This window comes from Bacillus sp. Xin1 (assembly GCF_013314535.1).
GTDB lineage: Bacteria > Bacillota > Bacilli > Bacillales > Bacillaceae_G > Bacillus_A.
Map to the genome: position 1 here is coordinate 1 of NZ_JABUAE010000015.1, position 19,699 is coordinate 19,699.

17 protein-coding genes and 1 pseudogene are annotated in these 19,699 nt (G+C 36.0%); 5 read left to right on the top strand and 13 right to left on the bottom strand.

What is annotated here, in order from left to right:
• Nucleotides 1–111: 111 nt before the first annotated feature.
• Both lplA and HRG09_RS14665 read right to left on the bottom strand, forming a co-directional pair.
• Nucleotides 112–1,101 (bottom strand): lipoate--protein ligase, encoded by a 990-nt coding sequence (lplA, locus tag HRG09_RS14660; RefSeq protein ID WP_174101491.1) that lies wholly within the window; start codon nt 1,099–1,101, stop codon nt 112–114.
• A gap of 9 nt (nt 1,102–1,110) precedes the next feature.
• Nucleotides 1,111–1,845, bottom strand: coding sequence for an MBL fold metallo-hydrolase (locus HRG09_RS14665; protein WP_174101492.1), 735 nt, complete (start codon nt 1,843–1,845; stop codon nt 1,111–1,113).
• A 201-nt stretch (nt 1,846–2,046) separates the two neighbouring features.
• Here HRG09_RS14665 and yhfH point away from each other — a divergent pair, with 201 nt between their 5' ends.
• A complete protein-coding gene (gene yhfH / locus HRG09_RS14670) occupies nt 2,047–2,175 on the top strand; it encodes a protein YhfH (RefSeq protein ID WP_000567010.1) in 129 nt (42 codons plus the stop codon).
• A gap of 40 nt (nt 2,176–2,215) precedes the next feature.
• On the opposite strand, the gene HRG09_RS14675 is transcribed toward yhfH, so the two are convergent.
• Nucleotides 2,216–3,229 carry a LacI family DNA-binding transcriptional regulator gene (locus HRG09_RS14675; protein WP_174101493.1) on the bottom strand — a complete coding sequence of 338 codons (1,014 nt, stop codon included), beginning with the start codon at nt 3,227–3,229 and terminating at the stop codon, nt 2,216–2,218.
• Between the two features lie 196 nt (nt 3,230–3,425).
• Here HRG09_RS14675 and HRG09_RS14680 point away from each other — a divergent pair, with 196 nt between their 5' ends.
• Together HRG09_RS14680 and HRG09_RS14685 are read left to right on the top strand one after the other, a co-directional pair.
• On the top strand, nt 3,426–4,367 hold the full coding sequence (locus HRG09_RS14680) for a helix-turn-helix transcriptional regulator (protein WP_174101494.1): 942 nt from the start codon (nt 3,426–3,428) through the stop codon (nt 4,365–4,367).
• Between the two features lie 94 nt (nt 4,368–4,461).
• A complete protein-coding gene (locus HRG09_RS14685) occupies nt 4,462–4,986 on the top strand; it encodes a DinB family protein (protein ID WP_174101495.1) in 525 nt (174 codons plus the stop codon).
• A gap of 85 nt (nt 4,987–5,071) precedes the next feature.
• On the opposite strand, the gene HRG09_RS14690 is transcribed toward HRG09_RS14685, so the two are convergent.
• The 9 genes and pseudogenes from HRG09_RS14690 to HRG09_RS14730 all read right to left on the bottom strand — a co-directional run bounded on the left by HRG09_RS14690 (nt 5,072) and on the right by HRG09_RS14730 (nt 15,243).
• Nucleotides 5,072–5,584 (bottom strand): P-loop NTPase family protein, encoded by a 513-nt coding sequence (locus HRG09_RS14690; RefSeq protein WP_174101496.1) that lies wholly within the window; start codon nt 5,582–5,584, stop codon nt 5,072–5,074.
• Between the two features lie 66 nt (nt 5,585–5,650).
• Entirely contained in the window at nt 5,651–6,073 is a 423-nt protein-coding gene (locus HRG09_RS14695) for a YfmQ family protein (RefSeq protein WP_174101497.1), read from the bottom strand.
• A gap of 156 nt (nt 6,074–6,229) precedes the next feature.
• Nucleotides 6,230–6,531 (bottom strand): annotated as a pseudogene (locus HRG09_RS14700) (DUF2087 domain-containing protein).
• A gap of 153 nt (nt 6,532–6,684) precedes the next feature.
• On the bottom strand, nt 6,685–7,668 hold the full coding sequence (locus tag HRG09_RS14705) for a carbohydrate kinase family protein (protein ID WP_174101498.1): 984 nt from the start codon (nt 7,666–7,668) through the stop codon (nt 6,685–6,687).
• Nucleotides 7,669–7,685: 17 nt separating this feature from the next.
• The gene (locus HRG09_RS14710; RefSeq protein WP_174101499.1) at nt 7,686–9,158 is read right to left on the bottom strand and encodes a glycoside hydrolase family 32 protein; all 1,473 of its coding nucleotides are present in this window, start codon (nt 9,156–9,158) and stop codon (nt 7,686–7,688) included.
• Nucleotides 9,159–9,222: 64 nt separating this feature from the next.
• Nucleotides 9,223–10,671 (bottom strand): sucrose-specific PTS transporter subunit IIBC, encoded by a 1,449-nt coding sequence (locus tag HRG09_RS14715; RefSeq protein WP_174101500.1) that lies wholly within the window; start codon nt 10,669–10,671, stop codon nt 9,223–9,225.
• Nucleotides 10,672–10,775: 104 nt separating this feature from the next.
• Nucleotides 10,776–11,759 (bottom strand): LacI family DNA-binding transcriptional regulator, encoded by a 984-nt coding sequence (locus HRG09_RS14720; protein WP_217448044.1) that lies wholly within the window; start codon nt 11,757–11,759, stop codon nt 10,776–10,778.
• Between the two features lie 250 nt (nt 11,760–12,009).
• Nucleotides 12,010–14,379, bottom strand: coding sequence for a YhgE/Pip domain-containing protein (locus HRG09_RS14725; RefSeq protein WP_174101502.1), 2,370 nt, complete (start codon nt 14,377–14,379; stop codon nt 12,010–12,012).
• Between the two features lie 291 nt (nt 14,380–14,670).
• Nucleotides 14,671–15,243: a TetR/AcrR family transcriptional regulator gene (locus HRG09_RS14730; protein WP_174101503.1), complete on the bottom strand. Its 573-nt coding sequence runs from the start codon at nt 15,241–15,243 to the stop codon at nt 14,671–14,673.
• Nucleotides 15,244–15,513: 270 nt separating this feature from the next.
• On the opposite strand from HRG09_RS14730, the gene HRG09_RS14735 reads away from it, so the two are divergent.
• Nucleotides 15,514–15,966: a hypothetical protein gene (locus HRG09_RS14735; protein WP_174101504.1), complete on the top strand. Its 453-nt coding sequence runs from the start codon at nt 15,514–15,516 to the stop codon at nt 15,964–15,966.
• 140 nt (nt 15,967–16,106) lie between these two features.
• The gene (locus HRG09_RS14740) at nt 16,107–16,964 is read left to right on the top strand and encodes a hypothetical protein (RefSeq protein WP_174101505.1); all 858 of its coding nucleotides are present in this window, start codon (nt 16,107–16,109) and stop codon (nt 16,962–16,964) included.
• A gap of 228 nt (nt 16,965–17,192) precedes the next feature.
• Here HRG09_RS14740 and HRG09_RS14745 read toward each other — a convergent pair whose 3' ends face one another.
• Complete coding sequence (locus HRG09_RS14745) at nt 17,193–19,559, bottom strand: DUF6359 domain-containing protein (protein ID WP_174101506.1); 2,367 nt, start codon at nt 19,557–19,559, stop codon at nt 17,193–17,195.
• Between the last annotated feature and the right edge of the window lie 140 nt (nt 19,560–19,699).

Below are 19,699 nucleotides of genomic sequence, written 5' to 3' on the forward strand. Positions count from 1 at the left end.
ACATATATCGGCGCAAATTAAAATATATCAGCGATTCGACACAGGATATCGACCATTCGGCAAATCACGACAAAAAAACTACTCCTCAAAAATTTGAGAAGTAGTTCATCCTTAAAAGAACAATGCTAAGAAATCTTCTTTCGTTATATTACCAAAGTAGCGTTTTACATCTACGTCTTCTAACGCTTCAGCAAAAGCTTCTTTATCAAACTGAACACCCGTTAAACGCTCTTCAATATCATGTACATCTAGAACGCCGAAGAAATCACCGTATATTTTACATTCTGTTACTGTCCCTTTTGTTACCTCTAATCGAACATCAACTTGTCCAACTGGGAAACGATGTGAATGTTGTAAGTTGAACTTCGGAGATTTACCGTAGTTCCAATCCCAGTTACGGTAGCGTTCTTCCGAAATTTTGTAGATTTCTTTCCAATCTTCTTCTGTTAACTCGTATGTTGGAATTTCTGTTTCTCCTTCAAAAATCGTCTCAAGAAGAAGTTGTCTAAACTCTTCTGTTGTCATTTTTTCATTTAGAAATTCCGTAATATTTGCTACGCGGCTACGAATAGACTTAATTCCTTTTGATTGAATCTTGTCCATTTTCACTTTCAGTGCAGATACAACATGATCGATTTCAGAATCAAATAATAATGTACCGTGACTGAACATACGACCTTTCGTTGAGAACTGTGCGTTACCTGAAATTTTTCTACCTTCAGCTAAAATGTCATTGCGACCGCTAAGTTCTGCATTTACGCCCAATTTTCCAAGCGCTTTTGTAACAGGCTCTGTGAACTTTTTAAAGTTATGGAAACTATCGCCATCATCTTTCGTAATAAAACTGAAGTTTAAGTTTCCTAAATCATGATATACTGCGCCTCCGCCTGATAAGCGGCGTACAACATGAATCCCTTTTTCTTTTACATAATCAGCATTAATTTCCTCCACTGTGTTTTGGTTTTTCCCAATAATAATAGAGGGTTCATTAATGTAGAACAGTAGGTACGTTTCATTAATATCTAAATTTTTCACGCAATATTCTTCAATTGCTAAGTTAATCGTAGGATCTGTAATCCCTTTATTATCAATAAATAACATGTAATCACCTCATGAATTCCAAACGTAACCACTATGCGCAAGCATAATAGGGCCACTGAAAATTTGTTTTGCTTCTTCTACTAAATCAGATGTATTTCCTGTGTGCGGCAAGTGCGTTAACAAAAGTTCCTTTACATTTGCATGCTTTGCAATGTCCGCTACTTCTGTACTATTCATATGCCCTGCTTTTGCAGCTTCCTGATGTGCATACATATTGCACTCACAAATAAATAAATCCGCATCTTTTGTAAAGGGAATAAATTCTGGAATGTAGCTGGAATCAGCACTATATACGATCACCTGATCTCCCACCGTAATACGCATCGCATAACATATAACTGGATGAACTGTTTTTAAAAATGAAATAGAAAACGGTCCAATTTGAAGTGTTTCTTCTGGATTGTATACAATCCCTTTCGTATATGGTTCATGTGTTAAAGAAGCGAACCCTTGCACATCAAAGCCATGCCCATAGATCGGCAATTGTGGTAATTGTCCTTTTGTCATGCTTGTAATTAATCTTGCATATTGCAACACTCCAATATCTGCAACATGGTCGTGATGATAATGTGATAACAGAACTGCATCTATATCAGACGGTGTTATATATTTTTGAAGCTGTGCTAGTACACCACTGCCACAGTCAACAAGTAAACGAAAACCATCGTGTTCAAACAAATATCCCGACGTTGCTTCTCCCACTTCTGGAAAGCCACCCCAAAAGCCAACAACAGTCATTTTCATATGTATCCATCCTTTCTAAAACGAGTAGAAATGCAGTCTCCCTCCTCTAATGAGAAAGGTTTTTACTTACACTCTACAGTTTTAACTATAATCCATTTCCTAAACTTTTTCATTATTTTTCACTTTGTTATAAAACAGTTGTTGACATTCGTCATTTGTACTAATACAATAATACTAAGAAATGGAAATGGAGGGATTTACATGATCGATCAACCGATGGAATTTTTCAGAAATTTGCCAACAAAAACGTGTGCGCACTGCGGGAAGGAAATTGATGAGCAACACGAAGCATATCATAATAAATGTGACGATTGCGTTCACGAAGAATAGTAGTTTCTAAACATAAGAAAAACCTAGCAGACATCGTCTACTAGGCTAGTAACATCGTATTCTTCATCGTTGAACCTTTAACCAAAAGCTCTAATTCAAACTCATACAATTCTTTTTTACGATAATTTTTCGTATGGATTTTATCCATCATTAAATCAACAACTTTATGGGCCATTTCATCAATTGGCTGTTCAATTGTTGTAATACCCGGCTCTGTAATCTGTGATAAAATTTGATTATCGAAGCCAACTACAGCTAAATCATCAGGAATACTCCAGCCATGGCGTTTCGCTTCTGCGATAATTCCAGCTGCGACTTCATCGCCTCCTGCCAAGATAGCGGTAGGATTTTTTTTGTCCTTTAGTACTTCATGGAACATTCTCTTACCATCTTCCCAAGAGAAAGCGTTTTCAAGAAAGTCGATTGTTTCTACTTGTTTGCTCTTCTCAGTGATTGCACGTAAAAAGCCCATTTTTCGCTGTTGGCTCACTACTTTCGTTTCATTCCCGCGGCAAAAAATAAGGTTACGATACCCTTGTTCTAATACATGCTTCGCAGCGATATAAGCCCCTTGCGCATGATCAAATTTAACCGTTGGAATATTTGCCTCTTCAATATATTCATTACATAACACGATTGGACCGTGTTGTAGGTATGGCTCCACATTCTCCCATGGATTCTCCAGTGAACATAAAATAATACCATCAACTTGTTTTGTTGATAACAGTTGTAAGTATTCCATTTCTTTTTCCGGTAAGTATCTTGTTTGACAAATAATCAGTTTATATTTATGTTCAGAAGCAGCAATCTCAATTGCTTCAATAAATCTACTGAAAAAAGGATTTGTAATCCTTGGAACAAGCACCGCAATTGTTTCTGTTTTTTGTTTACGAAGTCTTCTTGCTGCAGAATTAGGAACGAAGCCTAAATGCTTCATCGCCAATTGAACCCTCTTTTTCTTCTCGTCTGATACGTACGGATGGTTGTTAATCACCCGAGAAACCGTTGTTCTTGATAACCCCGCTAATTTCGCCACGTCCTCGATCGTTGACACGAAATTCTCCCCCTTTGTGTGAAAACGTTTTCTTAAGTAGATTATATAGTATATTATTGGAAACTGCAATATAGGTTCTCATGATTTTACTATATTAATATTATTCATAGGAAAAAGTCTGTATTTGCAGGAAAACCCATTACAAGTTCCGAACATTCCATTATCAAGATTATTACGCAAATAAGGATGATACACAATGAATCGAACAGATCGTTTACTTGCTATTCTCATAGAATTACAGAGAAAACAACTTGTCACAGCCAAGAGCTTAGCTAAAAAATTTGAAACTTGTAAAAGAACAATATATCGAGATATGCAAGCACTTAGTGAATCAGGCGTCCCAATATTTTCAATGCCTGGACAAGGTTATTCTTTAATGGATGGCTATTTCTTACCACCTATTCAATTCACACCAGAAGAAGCTGTAACCCTCCTGTTAGGAAGTGATTATGTTGAGAAAAATTTTGATTCTACGTTTTCTATACATGCAGAAACCGCTAAAGAAAAATTAGAATCCATATTCCTTCCTGAACAACAACAAAGAGTAGAGGAATTAAGAGGAACATTCCGTTTTCTTTCCGGTACTTTCCCTCATCAAAAACAAGCTCCGGAGCAACTAGAAAAACAGCTACTTCTCTTGCAGGAAGCCATTCAAACAGAGCAATGTGTTTCTTTTTCTTATCGTAAACCGAATGAAACTGACAAAACAAAACGTACCGTGAATCCGTATGGTTTAGTCAATATTTCAGGAATTTGGTACATTGTTTCCTATTGTCTACTTCGGCAGCAAATACGTCATTTTCGTTTAGATCGTATGAGTGACTTACAAAAAGAGCAGGAATTCTTTACGAAACCTGAAGACTTCTATTTACCAAACTATCAACCTGAAAATAATCGGACTCATACCATCCATTTACTATTTCCGTCTATGATTTCGCATAAAATTATCGAATCCCGCTATTTTTATATAGATTTCTATGAACAAAAAGATGATGGGTTTCACGTTTTTTTGAAATCAAGAACTCTAGATGAAGTATTCTCTTGGATATTGAGCTGGGGAAGCCAAGTAAAAGTGTTAGAACCGACTGTTCTTTCGAAGAAAATTCGTGAAGAAGCAAAGAAAATGATGCAAATGTAATTTTTTCTTTCACTGCTGACATAATGGTGTCAACATCATTCATTTATAGTATCTCTTAAGAACAAAATCTTATACAAGAAAAGGAGTTATCACGATGAATACAAATGTTATTTTAGAAAAATTCGAGGACCTAGCAACATATTACACAAACGAGTTAGAAACATACTCCCTTGAACAATTTAGAGAAAAGCCTTCTGAAGACGAATGGTCTCTCGGACAAATGTATAATCATTTACTTATAGCTTCAAACATGCAATTACATGCCATTGAAAAGTGTTCAACTCATTCTGCAACAATAGATGGAAAGAAAACAGAAACAGGTGAGAAAATATATGCACTAGGTTCTTTCCCTCCCATACAAATAAAAGTGCCTAATCGCCCTGGATACACACCAGAAAACCCAACAAATAAAGAGCCAATTCAACAAGCATTGTTACAACTCGTTGAGAAAATGAAAGAAATAGAACCAAGGATTTCCTCCATTCCAAGCAACCATAAGACGGAGCACCCAGGGTTCGGTTATTTAAATGCTGTCGAGTGGTTTCAATTGGTTTATATGCATTTTTCCCATCACCTTCGTCAAATGGAAAGGCTAAAGCAACATATTACGATTAAATAACTAGATACTTTCAATAACGAAAAAGGCTTCAAATGAAATTGAAGCCTTTTTCGTTACCTAACTTTATAGAGAAAATAAGTTCGTTTCATTCAATAGAAATCTGTTTCGCACTTTTTACAATCATTACTTTCTTTTCATATTGTGTAAGTGCTTCTTCAATAACTTTTCGCCCCTGTGCTTCATGTAAATTTGTCCATTTTATCATTTTGACAAGCATGGAAAAAGACGGCTTATAATTTGCTTTTTCTATTTTAAGACATTGAAAAATCCATCTTTTTATTACCCTATATAGCCGAGTAGAATAAGGCGGATCTATAAAAATAATAACATCTGCTTTTTCTAATGCAGGAGCGATCCATTGCTGGTAATGTGCACCTTCAGTCACCCAGTATTCTTTCATAATAAGGCTTTGTAAATAGGCATCCCTTTCAGCTTCTAATCGCCTTATATCACCTGTTTCCACTCTCCTCCACACAACATTATCTAACTCAATATGAGGTATATGTTTCATGTCACATATTTGTCTAGCTAAAGTCGTTTTTCCACTTCCAACAGCTCCGATGATATGAATTTTATTTATATGAGAAAGTTGTACCATGGCTACTCCTTTTTCAAACGTCTTTTTTATAGAAAGAAAAGGTTACCAAATCATATATTTGGTAACCTACATTGCATCTCCCGTTACTAACATAAAACGGTCCTGAAGATCTTTAGAACGCAAACTATACGCGACTACTTTCTTCTTATATTGTTTCACTACATCAATGTGATCGTCATAACTGTACATAGAATAACTCACATCGTTTTTGCCCTTCTTCATATGAATAACTACTGGCGTTCCGCTATTTTGTGGGGGAAAATAATACTTTTCTAAAAATATTGCTTCGTTAAACTGATCGATCACTTGAATTTTCTCTTCATCTTCTAAGCGCTTTCCATCGATTGTTACCGTAACATCCCCGGCATTTAATTTTGGATGCAATTCAAATCTACTAATCAACGATTCCACAACAGAAGTTGGAATACTCGCTACTATTATTTTAAAGGCACCGAAAATAACTAACATAACAACAAACCATGTCGTCATCTTTTCTCATCTCCATTACGTTTCAACTGAATGCGATTACATTCTAATATTAACATAGTGTAAATGGTTATTTTATGTATATTATGTGAAACTTGGAAAATCAAAGAAACATACTAGGATTAGTGTGTTTTTCGTAAAGCCTACCTAAATCTTCACTTATAGATCCTCCCACTTCCTCCAATCTTTCTGTTGATTCACACGATATACACTTTCATTCCGATCCATAAATCCATGAATGATGAATTCTCTTCTAATCGTACAAAATCTTCATGATACTGCTTTATAAATGTATTTACTTCTTTTTCTGTATATTGTTGTTCAGGATTCAATTTACTTATGAGGTACTCAAATATCACTAATTTTTTCTTCTTTTGACTAGGCATTGCTTTTAACTTACCGTTTGCATCAAAAAAGTTTCTAATGATTGTATCTCTGAATTTTATTTGGCTGTCGTTCATTGATCTCCCCCTCCCCTTTTGGAAAACATGCTTTATTGAGTAAATTATAAAGTATACGATTGGAAACTGTAATACTACAGAATACAATTAAGTCACTTTCTCTTTCTTATCTTTCATGCCAAAAAGAGCCGTAATGGTACATACGACTCTTTTTTATACTTTATAAAGTGAAGCTTGAATCAACTGATTAATCTCTTCTTTCGTTGGAATAGAAGACATCGCTCCTTTTCCTGTCGTAGTAAGGGCTCCACTAGCATTGGCGAATGCTAGTATCTCCTGCCAATGCATATGAAGTACCTCTTCTACATTGTGCTGTTTTACTTCTTTCTCTAATAATTTATATAAACAGCCACCAATAAATGCATCCCCTGCACCTGTTGTATCCTGTACTACTACATGATATCCAGCCAACTCATACTGTTTATTCTTCATATATAATTCCGCACCTTGGGATCCTTTTGTATAAATTACAGCTTTTACATCCCCTATAAATAAAGATGCAATCGCTTCTTTCGTATTACAAATACCTGTAATAAATGTTAATTCTTCATCTGAAATTTTTACGATATGTGCACTTGGGATAAATTCTAAAATCGTCTTTCTACAATCTTCTGCATGTTTCCAAAGCGGTAGCCGCACATTGGGATCAAAACTAATAATCGCTCCTTTTGTTTTAGCAGAGCGGATCGCTTTCACATGTGCATATTTCATCGGACTTTCTACTAAATCAACAGAACAAAAATGAAGAATATCACCTTCTTCAAACCATTCTTCCTCTATTTCATTTTCACTAAACAGTAGGTCTGCAGAAGGATTACGATAAAATGAAAAATCACGTTCACCATCTTCACGTAATGAGACGAAAGCAAGACCTGTATTCGCTTCGCTCGTTCTCGTAACCTTTTCTGTATTTACACCTACTTGCTGCAATTGTTCTAAAAGAAAGTCGCCGAATGCATCAAAGCCCAATTGGGTAATTATAGATGCATTTCCTCCGTATTTTGCAACAGCAGCTGCTACATTTGCAGGCGCTCCCCCTGGAACCCTTTGAAACTCTCCCACATCTTTTAAAAACATTCCCTTTTGAACGGGAATGAAATCAATTAAAACTTCCCCAATCGCATATAACCGCTTCATACACTCCACCTCTTCTTTTATTCATAATCCCATCTTGTCGCTTGGTACATTACACTTCCTTTATTAGCAAAGAAACGAATTTCATTACTATCAGCTCTCGGGAAAATCCGGCTAGTAAATACTTCTTCCCCATCATTTATAAAGATTTCAACAGAAGATACATCTACAAATACATGAAATTTAATTGTTTGTGCTTCTATCGAGTGCTTTCTTGTCGTTCCATACTCTTCTCCTACAGGTTTTCCTGAATGTGTACGGTCTAATATTACTTTTTTCTGAACAGCATCATATTTGATGATTGTTCCTTCATTTTCACTCGCTCTCAATACAATTCCATATTCAGTTGCATTCTCATTTTCAAATTCACAAATCATTTCATATGCTATCCCTGTAAATCCTTCGTACATTTTCTGTTCGCTACATATGCTATCCTTTATTTTATACTCCCGTTTACGAAGTACTTGCAATTCTTTAATTGGACGCTGAATAAGTTTATCTCCACGAACAAGTAATTCCCTTGGTAATGTCAAACAATGCGCCCAACCATTTTTATCAGTTGGATAATTTATTTCTGGTAGCCCCATCCATCCAACTACAATACGTCTACCCTCTGAGTCAACTGTTGTTTGCGGGGCATAAAAATCAAATCCTCTGTCTAATTCATGAAAGGAGCCGTGCGACATAAACATTTGTTTTATATCTAATTTGTCTCCAAGAATATAACCAGCTTGAAAAATATTTTCATAATGATCTCCTTTAGCGTTTAAACCTTGTGGAGAAAATAATAGAATGCCTCTATCCTCTACTTCAAAATAGTCTGGGCATTCCCACATATAACCGAAATCCTTTAAATCAGTTTGTATTTCCCCTTCGCACTGCCAATGGAACAAGTCAGGAGAAGAATACACTACAACACACCCTGTCCCATTTTTCCGCTGTGCTCCAATAACTGTATAAAACATCTCATCTTTTTTAAAGACCTTCGGATCCCGAAAATGATCTGTATATCCATCTGGCACTTTATCAATAACAGGATGTTCTAACTTTGAAATTTCCCCTGATTCATCCATAATGGCAATACATTGATATGGTCTTCTTACCCAGTTTTCATCACGAGTGTTACCTGTATAAAGTAAATACAACTTCCCTTCATGCTCAATTGCACTTCCCGAATAAGCGCCATGGCTATCATAATCATTTGTCGGTTTAATCCCTATACCAACATTTTCCCAATGAACAAGATCTGTTGATTTCGTATGATACCAATACTTTAAACCGTGCACAGGTCCGAGCGGAAACCACTGATAAAATAGATGATATTCACCATTATAATAAGAAAACCCATTTGGATCATTCAGTAGACCTGTCTCAGGCTGTATATGAAACGTTTGTCTCCACAAACAATCGTTTACTCTTTCTTTTAAACTATGTCTTTCTTCGTCGCTTACTTCTTCAATTCGACGATAACGTTGTTCTTTTGTCCATATCATTTCCATCAAACTCCCTTAATGAATAGAGGAGAATTCTACCATTCTCCCCTGTTCATTACTATAATTAGGCTACATCTTTTTGAGAAGAATCAATTCCCTGCTTCTTTGCTCGTTTTGCTAAAAGAAGTGTTACACCAAAAGCCACTATAAAAGAAATCACCATTCCAATTACATACGGGATAATACTATCTGGTCTAATTGAAATAATACCAGGCAACCCAGCAGCTCCTAATGCAATAGCTTTTACCTTATAAAAGGTTACAAAGACAGATGCAATTCCTGCACCAATAATCGCTCCTATAAACGGATATCTTAATTTTAAATTAACACCAAACATCGCTGGTTCTGTAATACCTAAGAGGGCAGAAATCCCTGCTGCTGAGGCAACTCCTTTCACTTTTTTATTTCGTGTAACTAAAGAAACTGCAAGAGTTGCTGCGCCTTGAGCAACGTTAGACATTGCCGCAATCACAAATATGAATGAACCACCTGTTTTTGCAACATCAGCGAGTAATTGTGTTTCCACTGCAATAAAACTATGATGCATACCTGTAATAACAATTGGTGCATACAGTAATCCAAAAATACCGCCACCAATAAATCCAGCTGTATCATATAACCAAACAATTCCATCTGTTAACAAATTACCTGCAGAACGTGTAATGGGTCCTACTACCGTAAATGTTAGTAAACCTGTAACAAAAATCGTTAATAAAGGCGTAAGAAGGTTATCAAGTGCCGTTGGAATAACTCTTCTTAAATATGTTTCTATTTTTGCTAAAATAAATGATGCCACGAGAACTGGTAATACAGTGCCTTGATACCCTACTTTCTCAATACTAAAACCTAGTATATGCCAAACGGGTACTTTGTCAGCCAATAAAGCTGCTCCATATCCATAGCCGTTCAATAAATCTGGATGGACCATTAACATACCAAGAGCTGCCCCGAGATAAGGATTCCCGCCAAACCGTTGTGTTGCCGAGAAACCTATTAAAATTGGTAAGAATACGAATGCTGCATTTGCGAATGTATTAATAAGAGCTGCTAAATCTGTAATTTGAGGATTTGCTTCTACTAATGATTTTCCTGCAATAAATAAGTCTTTTGCTGTTAATAGGTTATTAATCCCCATTAATAGACCACCTGCTACGATAGCTGGAATAATAGGAACAAAAATGTCAGAAAGCATTTTCACAAATCGTTGAAGTGGATTCAACTTTTTCGTTCCAGCGGCTTTCACTTCTGTTGTAGACATGCCAGAAATCTCTGTCAATCTCGCAAATTCTTTATACACTTCGTTCACAGTTCCTGAACCGATAATAACTTGAAACTGTCCACCCGTAGAAAAAGTCCCCTTCACCTCATCCATACTATCAAGTTTCTTTTGATCCACTTTCTCTTCATCATGTAGAACTAAACGTAAACGGGTTGCACAGTGTGCTGCTGCCGATACATTCTCTTTACCACCAATTGCATCTAAAATTTCTTTTGCAATTTTATTGTAGTTCATAACGCTCCCCCTTTATTATAATTATTTTTGGAACCGGTTCCAAAAATAAATCTAATTGAAACCGGTTTTTTGGAACCGGTTTCAATTAGATTATATGCTCGCGTTTATATATTGTCAACGCTTTCTCTTTCAATTATTTCATATTTTGATACCGAAATTTTTTCTATCATTTCTTCATTCACAAGTTTCACAATATTTCGGGCCGCAATTTGTCCAACCTCTTTATAATAAAATTTCACAGTTGTTAAAGCAGGATGAATCACTCCTGTTACTTGGTATCCACCAAAACCCGTAATAGACAAATCTTCAGGTACTCGCAACCCGTTCATATAGGCTGCTTTTAGTGCACCGAGCGCAATATTATCTGTTGCACACACTAAAACAGATGGACGAAATTCTTCAATAATTTCAGAAGCCTTTTCAATTGCATCTTCAATTTTAAAGCTTGTTTCATAATATTTCACTTCACAATCAGCTGTTATATCTACTGCTTGCTTGAACCCTTGCTTTCGTTTTACACCAACTGCAGTATCATGCTCTGTGACACCTAAATAACCGATTCTTTTATGACCCTTCGCCAAAATATATTGTCCTATTTCATAAGCTGCCCCATAATCATCATGAATGAAACTATACACCTCTTGATGCTGTTGTCCAACAAGCATCACTGGTATATCAATTTTACGAAACGCCTCTATATGCTGATCGGTAACTTGAGTAGCCAATAAAATAATCCCTGCGACTTTTTGATTAGCCAATGTATAAATATTTTCAATTTCTCGTTCCAAATCTTGATTGGAATTCGATATTAACATTTGATAATTCAGCTCTCTTAGCTCTTCATCAATACCGATTAATGTGAGCGATGACGCATAAGAATCCAAACGCGGAACAATTGTACCAATAATATTCGTTTTCTTTGCCTTTAAACTTTGGGCAAATGTATTCGGAACATATCCTGTATCTTGAATCGCACGTTCAATTTTTCGTTTAGTCGCATCGCTGACAGATCCCCCATTCAAATAACGGGAAACTGTACTCTTTGCAACCCCCGCTATTTGCGCTATATCCAAAATCGTCTTTTTCATCATTTCATCTCCATATCTAATCACTTACTATGTCAACTTTCTAATAAACCAATCTTTTATAAATAGAATCCAATATCTTTCCGCTCAAAACTGTATAAGCCGTTCTACTTTTATCATAAGTATAAAATGAATGATTCGATTTAGAAAGTTAAATGGAACTCTTACACCTTTTTACATAAACACAGAACAGTCCTTCACTTGATGAAAAAAATCAAATGAAGGACTGCCCCTCTTATTTCTATAATTGACCTCAAACTCCCTGACTATATTCTGCTTCAGCTAAATGTCCAAATTGTCGCTTATGCATCCAAGTCAACGAACCAATTGTTCCAAGTGACAATAGAACAACAAAGATCATTAATATACCTGCATTTTGCCACATAAACCCGAAATCTCCACTTGATACAACAGCTTTAAATCCGGATACAGAATATGTCATTGGTAACCATGCATTAAATACTTGTAATGGTTTTGGAATTAACTCAAGTGGGAATGTACCCGCACTTGTTGTTAATTGTAAAATCAATGTCAAGATCGCAATGAAACGTCCTGCATCGCTGAAAGCTGTTACTAAAAATTGAACTAACGCAATAAACGATAAGCTTGTAATAATACTAAACAATATGAAGTATGGAATACTTTGTACTTCAACACCTAACCCAAGCAGTAACACTGCGTCTGCCACAAGTGCTTGAATCACACCAACCGCAAGTAGTACACCAAACTTACTAATAAACCAGCTAAATCCTGATTTCGGTATACCAACTGTTTGGCGTAACGGGAACACGATAGATAACAACAATGCCCCAACGAATAAACCAAGAGATAAGAAGTACGGCGTAAAGCCTGTTCCGTAGTTTGGAACCTCTGTCACTTTCTCAGTTTCCACTTTCACAGGACTCGCGAACATGTCATATTTGTTCTCGTCACCTTTTGTTTCACTTGTTTTCTCAGCACCTTCGCCAAGTCTTGTTGCTAGTTCTTTTGAACCGTCATTTACCTTGCCAAGACCCTCTGTCACCTTACCAGAGCCATCTGCTAGTTGGTTAACACCATCTGCCATTTGTTTCGAACCAGAAGATAATTCACCTAAGCCACCTGACAATTGGTTTGCTCCTGTAGATAATTGACCTAGGCCTGCTGTTGCTTTTCTAGACAGTTGATTTAAACCGCTATTTAAATCACTTGCACCTTTTGATGCTTCTCCTAATTTCTCACCAAATACTTGGAAATTCGTTACAAACGACTGTTGACCTTCTGCTAATTTACCGGCACCGACAACAAGTTGCTGTTGACCATTTTGTAATTGATCAACACCGTTTTGAAGCGCTACCTGACCAGCATGAATAGCATTTGCGCCACCGGCAAGTTTTGTAGCACCGCCTTGAATTTCATCTGTTTTTCCAGCAAGTCCTTTCACACCTTGTGAAACTTGTTTTGTACCTGCTACCACATCTTTGCTACCTGCTTCTAATTGTTGAACAGTTGCTTGTAATTTTTGTTTCGCTTCACCATCAGGTAGATTTTTAATTTGTTCATTTAAAGCAACTAAACCGTCCGCAACGCCTTGAGCGCCCTTTGCTGTTTTCTCAGCACCACCACTTAACTCATTTGCTTTTTGCTGCCACTGTGTTGCACCCAGCGCTAACTCAGAAGCACCTGCGCTAAGACCCTCAGTTCCTTTTGTTAACTCTGGCAATTTCTTTTGCATTTCTTGAACGCCAGCTGATGATTTTTCTAAACCACCATGTAAATCATTAATACCTTTTTGAATTTCTTTTGCTCCACCAGCTAACTTTCCTTGTCCTTCTTCAAATTGAACAAGCCCATCTGCTAACTGTTTAGAACCGCCTGATAATTGTCCTAAACCGCCTTGGAAATCTCCTTTTGGATCTACAAATTGACCTAATCCTCCTGCAATTTTCTGGGAACCATCTAATAATTTTCTAACCCCAGTTTGCATTTCACCAGTCTTACTATTTAAAGTATTTAATCCATCTGTTACTTTTCCAGACCCATCCTTTAACTCACCCGTTCCATCATGAATCTTACCAGCGCCCTCACTTCCATCAGCAAAGCCTTTAGAAACATCTTTTAATGAATCAAACATTGTCTCCGCATAAGTCTTTGTTACGGAAGCTGATACTTCGCTTTTAATTTTTTCAATGGCTGATCCACCGATTTGTGAAGATAAGAAGTTTAAGCTTTCATTTGGAATGTACTCTAGTTTTGATTTTTTAGGGTTTGCATCCAACAGTGTTGTTGTATTTTTCGAGAAGTCATTTGGAATGCGGATCGTCATATAGTATTTCCGATCGTCCATTCCTTTTTTAGCTGTTTTCTCGCTGACAAACTCCCATTTGAAGCCCTCTTTTTCTTTCAAATTATCAACAAGTTTTTTACCGGCTTCAATCGGTTTTCCATTGTACACTACACTTTCATCAAGATTCACTACCGCAACTGGTAAATCATCCAACTGCTCATACGGATCCCAAAACGCCCATAAAAACATACCAGCGTATAAAAGTGGAACAAATAAAACAGCAATAATCGGTATTAAGATTTTTTTGCTTTTTATAATTTCCGTAAATTCCTTGCCAAGCAGTGTAAATCCTCTCATTATTTTGCTCCCCTCTCCAATTATGACCTAAATGTTCAATCAGTCATTTTTAAGTAAATAAAAAGGTTATATGATGTGATCCATATTACCTATCCCTAACTCGCACTATCTTATTCTCTATACTATGCACCTTTTTATTATAAATGACTATTTAATCCATTTGGTCAATGAAAACATATTTATCTTCTCGCATCTTTGCATACGTAATCTGCTCTTGCTCAAATCCCTCCTTTAAATATTTATGACCGATTTGTTCATTTAGTCATATTTAACTATAATAAAAGGATTATCTTAATTTGACAATCCTTTTAATAAATAAAGTTCAAAAAGTTCTGCGATTCGTTCTTTATCTAGTGGTTTATGATTTTTTTCCCAATCAAAAATAAGCGATACGTATAAGCGAAGCATAATAAATGCCGTAATTTCCGGATCACATTCACTAATCTCGCCCTTTTCAATCGCAACTTCTAAGTAAGATTGAATAACGGATACAATTTCAGCCTCTACTTGCTGCATGCCTTCTTGTACCTCTTTTGTGCCCATATCTCTTTCTTCTTGAATGAGTTTAATCATCAATTGATGTTCTTTTCTGAATTCTAAAATACTATATAATGCTTTATGTACATTTTCAAAAAATGAAACATCTGAACGAATTGCATCTTTTGCTACTTGTTTCATTTCTGTAATTAAGTTAGAAATAATTTCTCCAAACAATTCTTCTTTATTTTTGAAAAAAGTATAAATTGTTCCCTTCCCAACATTCGCTAATTTTGCAACTTGATCCATTGTTGTTGCTTTATAGCCAAATGCTGAAAAGGATTTTGTTGCAGCTTCAATAATAGAACGCTTTCGATCTATTGCCACATCTCCACCTCCGAAATGACCATTTGGATAATATAGTCAATTAGTACATTTTTGATATTATCACGGTTTTCCCTTGTTTACAAGTTCTCTTTTTATTTATTTCCAATTTGAAAAATTCCAATCGATACATGTGCAATCTATTATACCATTAATGCTAAAAATAAGGATTTCGTAAAAACTAGCTCCATTTCTCACCCCTTCCTAAACTTACTTCTAAATACATGCAAACAAGCATACCGTAAAATAAAAACACGAGGAGGATTAAACTGTGTGAAACGGTCTGAAACGATAGTAAGTAAACGCCTGCATCAAGTAAAAATTGCTAGTTTCTTTCTTATGTTTCTTCTCATTGCATGGGTTGGGTATTTAAAGTTTCTCTATGGAAACGGCTATTTATTAGAAAAAAAGAATATAGTAGAAGCCACCTACACTAGCGATACTATCAATATAGAAAAGAGCTTTCGTGTGGACTTACAAGGATTTCGTAAAGTGAATATAGATGCACTCATTCATTGGAGCAAAACTGATCCGAGTGAATTATCATTAATCCAATTACAAAACAACGCTTGTGCTAAGCAATGTATAGGAGAACCTGCAATATATGTAAAATCAGACCGTGGTTATATCCTTTACAAAGAACCTACTGGAATGAATGTTGTTTTAGAGATTAAAAAACGCGATAAATGGAAAGTAGAAAATAAACAGACAAAAAAAGGAATATAGTACTCATTTCTTTATCAGATAGTCTCTTTAACCATACAAATTTTCCCTTTTTGAAATTATCAAATGAAAAAACAAGAAAATCTTTACAATTAATAGTAATATAGAATATAGATAAAAAAATAGTGGAGGCTTTTTCAATCATGATGCGTGCACTTCGTTTACATATAAAACAGGCCTTTTTCAATAAGATTTCTCTCACTCTTCTGTTTAGTTGGTTCACTCTTGTTTCCATTTATCATTATTATTATATTATGCAATATTTAGGAGATACTCCTGACGAGCTTTTCACAACAGCTTATAAATGGATTGGCTTTCGCGATAATGAAATGGATGTGTATTTACTGTTAATGCCTGTACTAGCAGCACTCCCTTTTAGCACAAGCTATAACTCTGATAAAACTGATAAATTTAAATCATTTGTAAGTAAAGAAATTCCCTTTTTTCCCTATGTATGCACGAAATATATCGTTACCTTCCTAATCGGAGGATTTCTTTATATTCTTCCATTCGTATTTTCATTGTTGTTTTGTAAGCTGACAATCCCAGATGGCAGTCCTACACCTACCTTAGGTATCATAAAAGATAATGGCATGTTTGCCTCATTGTATTTTTCTTCTCCCATCACTTATATTTCCCTGTATATCGGGATTAATTTTTTATTCGCTGGCCTTATGGCAGTATTAGGACTCTCTGCATCCATATGGTCTAGAAAAGATTACATGGCAATTCTATTCCCTTTTGCTGTTGCCTCTCTTCCATATGTAATTTTAAATATCGTATTCCCTACAATTGGCGGAGCACCTATTCATTTATACGATCCAAAGCAACCGCTTCAGGGGATATCGCCTTATATTTTAATCATACAATGCATTCTATTTTTAGGAATTAGTTTATTTATGTATATAAAAGGTGTACATAAAGATCAAAAAAAATATATGCGTCGTCTTCAAAAAAGAATGAGATGTAAAAAATCTATTCAAAAATCAATTGGTATGTAATATAAAATATCCCTCAGCCTTTATGCTGGGGGATATTTATATATAAATCCAGTTTGATTTTCTAACATATAAATTGTGGCTATGGAAAACAGAAAGAGACTTTTACTCATTGTCTCCTTCTGTTTTTACATGGCATGGGGCTTAAAAAGGCGCTGACCGCCTCTGTACATGAGCGGATCCTCTTTCCCACCTAAAATTATGTTGGTCTTTCAATCCATATTCATATAGTTAAGAAGCTTTTTTCAAATCAATCTGAGCCAGTACTGGATCATGGTCACTTACGCGGCCATGTTCCTTCATAATATTTGAATTTAAATGTACAGGATCTACAACTGTGTGCGGTGCAATGTTATTTGTCACTAAAATATGATCTAATACTTGTGCGTTTCCGTCATGAATATATGTGTAACGATTTTCTTTTGCAACCATTTCTAACATATCTTTCATTACATCACCTTTTAATGCTTGCAGTGGTTTTGAGAATTCAAAGTCGTTCATATCACCAACTACAACAACTGGTGCATTTGCATCTCGTTTTTGAATTCCTTTTACAAAACTGTTCACTTCTTGTGCTAACTGAATTCGTTTTTCCTCACTCTTTAATACGAGCGGTTGAATTTTCCCAAATGGCGTCGCATCACCGATTTTTGAATTTAAGTGATTAGAAACAACGACAATATTTTGTCCTTGGAATGTAAATTCAGCAGCTAACGGCTTACGCGTACTTTCAAATAGTGGATTTTCTTGTCCGATGCGCGTTGGATTCGTCTCTAATAACTTGGGCTTATCTGCTAATTTCACACGTGACGGATTATAGAAGAAACCAACGCGAATATTCGCTCCTGGCGCTCCTCCGTCTTGATTGTTTTGCGGCGCAACTTCTACATATTCATACTTTGGCCCGCGAATTTCTTGCACTGCATCAATAATACGCTTTGCACTTAAAGAAGCATCTGTTGTGCCATCATTAACTGCTCCGTTATTATCTTGCATTTCTTGCACGCCAATAATATCTGGCATTTTTAAATTATATTTAATAGAGTACGCAAGGGCTTTTACTTTTTCATCAGACGTTTCCTTTTTATTCGCTGAAAAGTTTTCGATATTGTATGTTGCTACTGTTAACTTTCCAAGGCGTGGCTGAATATTTGCCCCTACTTGTTTAAATCCGCCATCTGTTATAGATGGTAATTCTGTTACTGGCGAAATGCGATACGCACCATAATCATATCCAACTACACCTGTTATATCTCCTGTAAACTGATCGCCTACTTTCGCTACGTAATCACGTGATACTTTTAAAGAAAGACGCTCTGGATTGAATTGGTTCTCATCTAATAGAGGAGTTCCATATTTCGTTACGACTTTGTCACTACCATTTGCAACTGTTACATATAGATTTCCATTTTTTTGCGGTGCGATAATTTTTGGAGTCTGCATTGTCACGCGCATACCTTCTACACTTTCATAAAAATCAATCGCATCTTCACTTGGATCAAATACACCAAATGCATCATTATCAATGATTTGATCTGGTATCTTGACGCCATTTTCACCTAGTACAATGGCAGGGGGCAATTGTTGATTTTTTGCTTTTACTAGGGCGCGGCTTGCTTTAATTTCCGTAATCGCTAAATCTGTTTCAAATTTCTCTGCATATCCAGGTCCAATGAACTCTTCCACTTCTCCATCAACTTGAACAAGATCTCCGGCAGCTACATTTGCATCTTTCTTATAAACATAAATACCTTCTGAAGTTGCTGGGTCGTTATCAGGCTGCAGATCTTCCATATAAAAACCGTACTTATCTAACGCTGTTACCACACCTTCTACATTTCGTACTGTCTTCCCATTATAAGGAGAAACATGGGATTTCCCTTGAATATCATGAATACGAACTTGCTCACTTTTTACAACTGTAAAAGAAAAAGTAGAAACTGATGAAGGTATAAGTCCCTCTTTCACTGCAATTGCTTTTATAACGCTGTTTTCATTTAACACAATTGGTTCATTATAACGAATACCTTTATCTGTTGGAACTGATCCATCTAATGTATAATAAATCGTTGCTCCCTCTGTATTTGTCGCTAATGTAACCGCCGTTCCTTTTTCAATTTCTCCACCATTTGGTGATGCAGTCACATCGCTCACACGGTTTTCTGTTTCCCCTTGAAACTTATATGCTGTTACGGATTTTAAGCCTGGGCTACTAAAATATAACTCAAGTGTCCCTGTTAATTGAACTTTCTTCCCAACATTTTCAGGATGATCCTTTACATTTACTGCTGTTCTCACGTCACCTTTTGGCAACTGAACAGGCATAATCTTCTCAGGATCTGTCTCATTTGGAGAATCTGCAATGGCAACATTCGTATCCCCAAACTTCGCTGAATCTTTCGTGTACTTAGAAGGGCTTTCTGTATACCCAACAATATACCCTTCTACTACCCCTTTACTTTTTCCTTGCTGCTTAAACAGTTGAATCGCATCATTTACTGATAATACACTTTTCTCTTCTGCTTTTGTTACCGTACCAGTAAATGAAATCAGTAGTATCAACGATAAAAGGATACTCACTACTTTCTTCAAATTCATCTTCCTCCCCTAATTGTATATTCTCTCGGCATGTACTATCATAACAAATTGTTCTTTATAAAGAACTATAATTCGACAAATTTTACAAAAAATTAATCTCATCCTTTTGTAACTGTGAGTAAAGATTTCTTTAACTACGA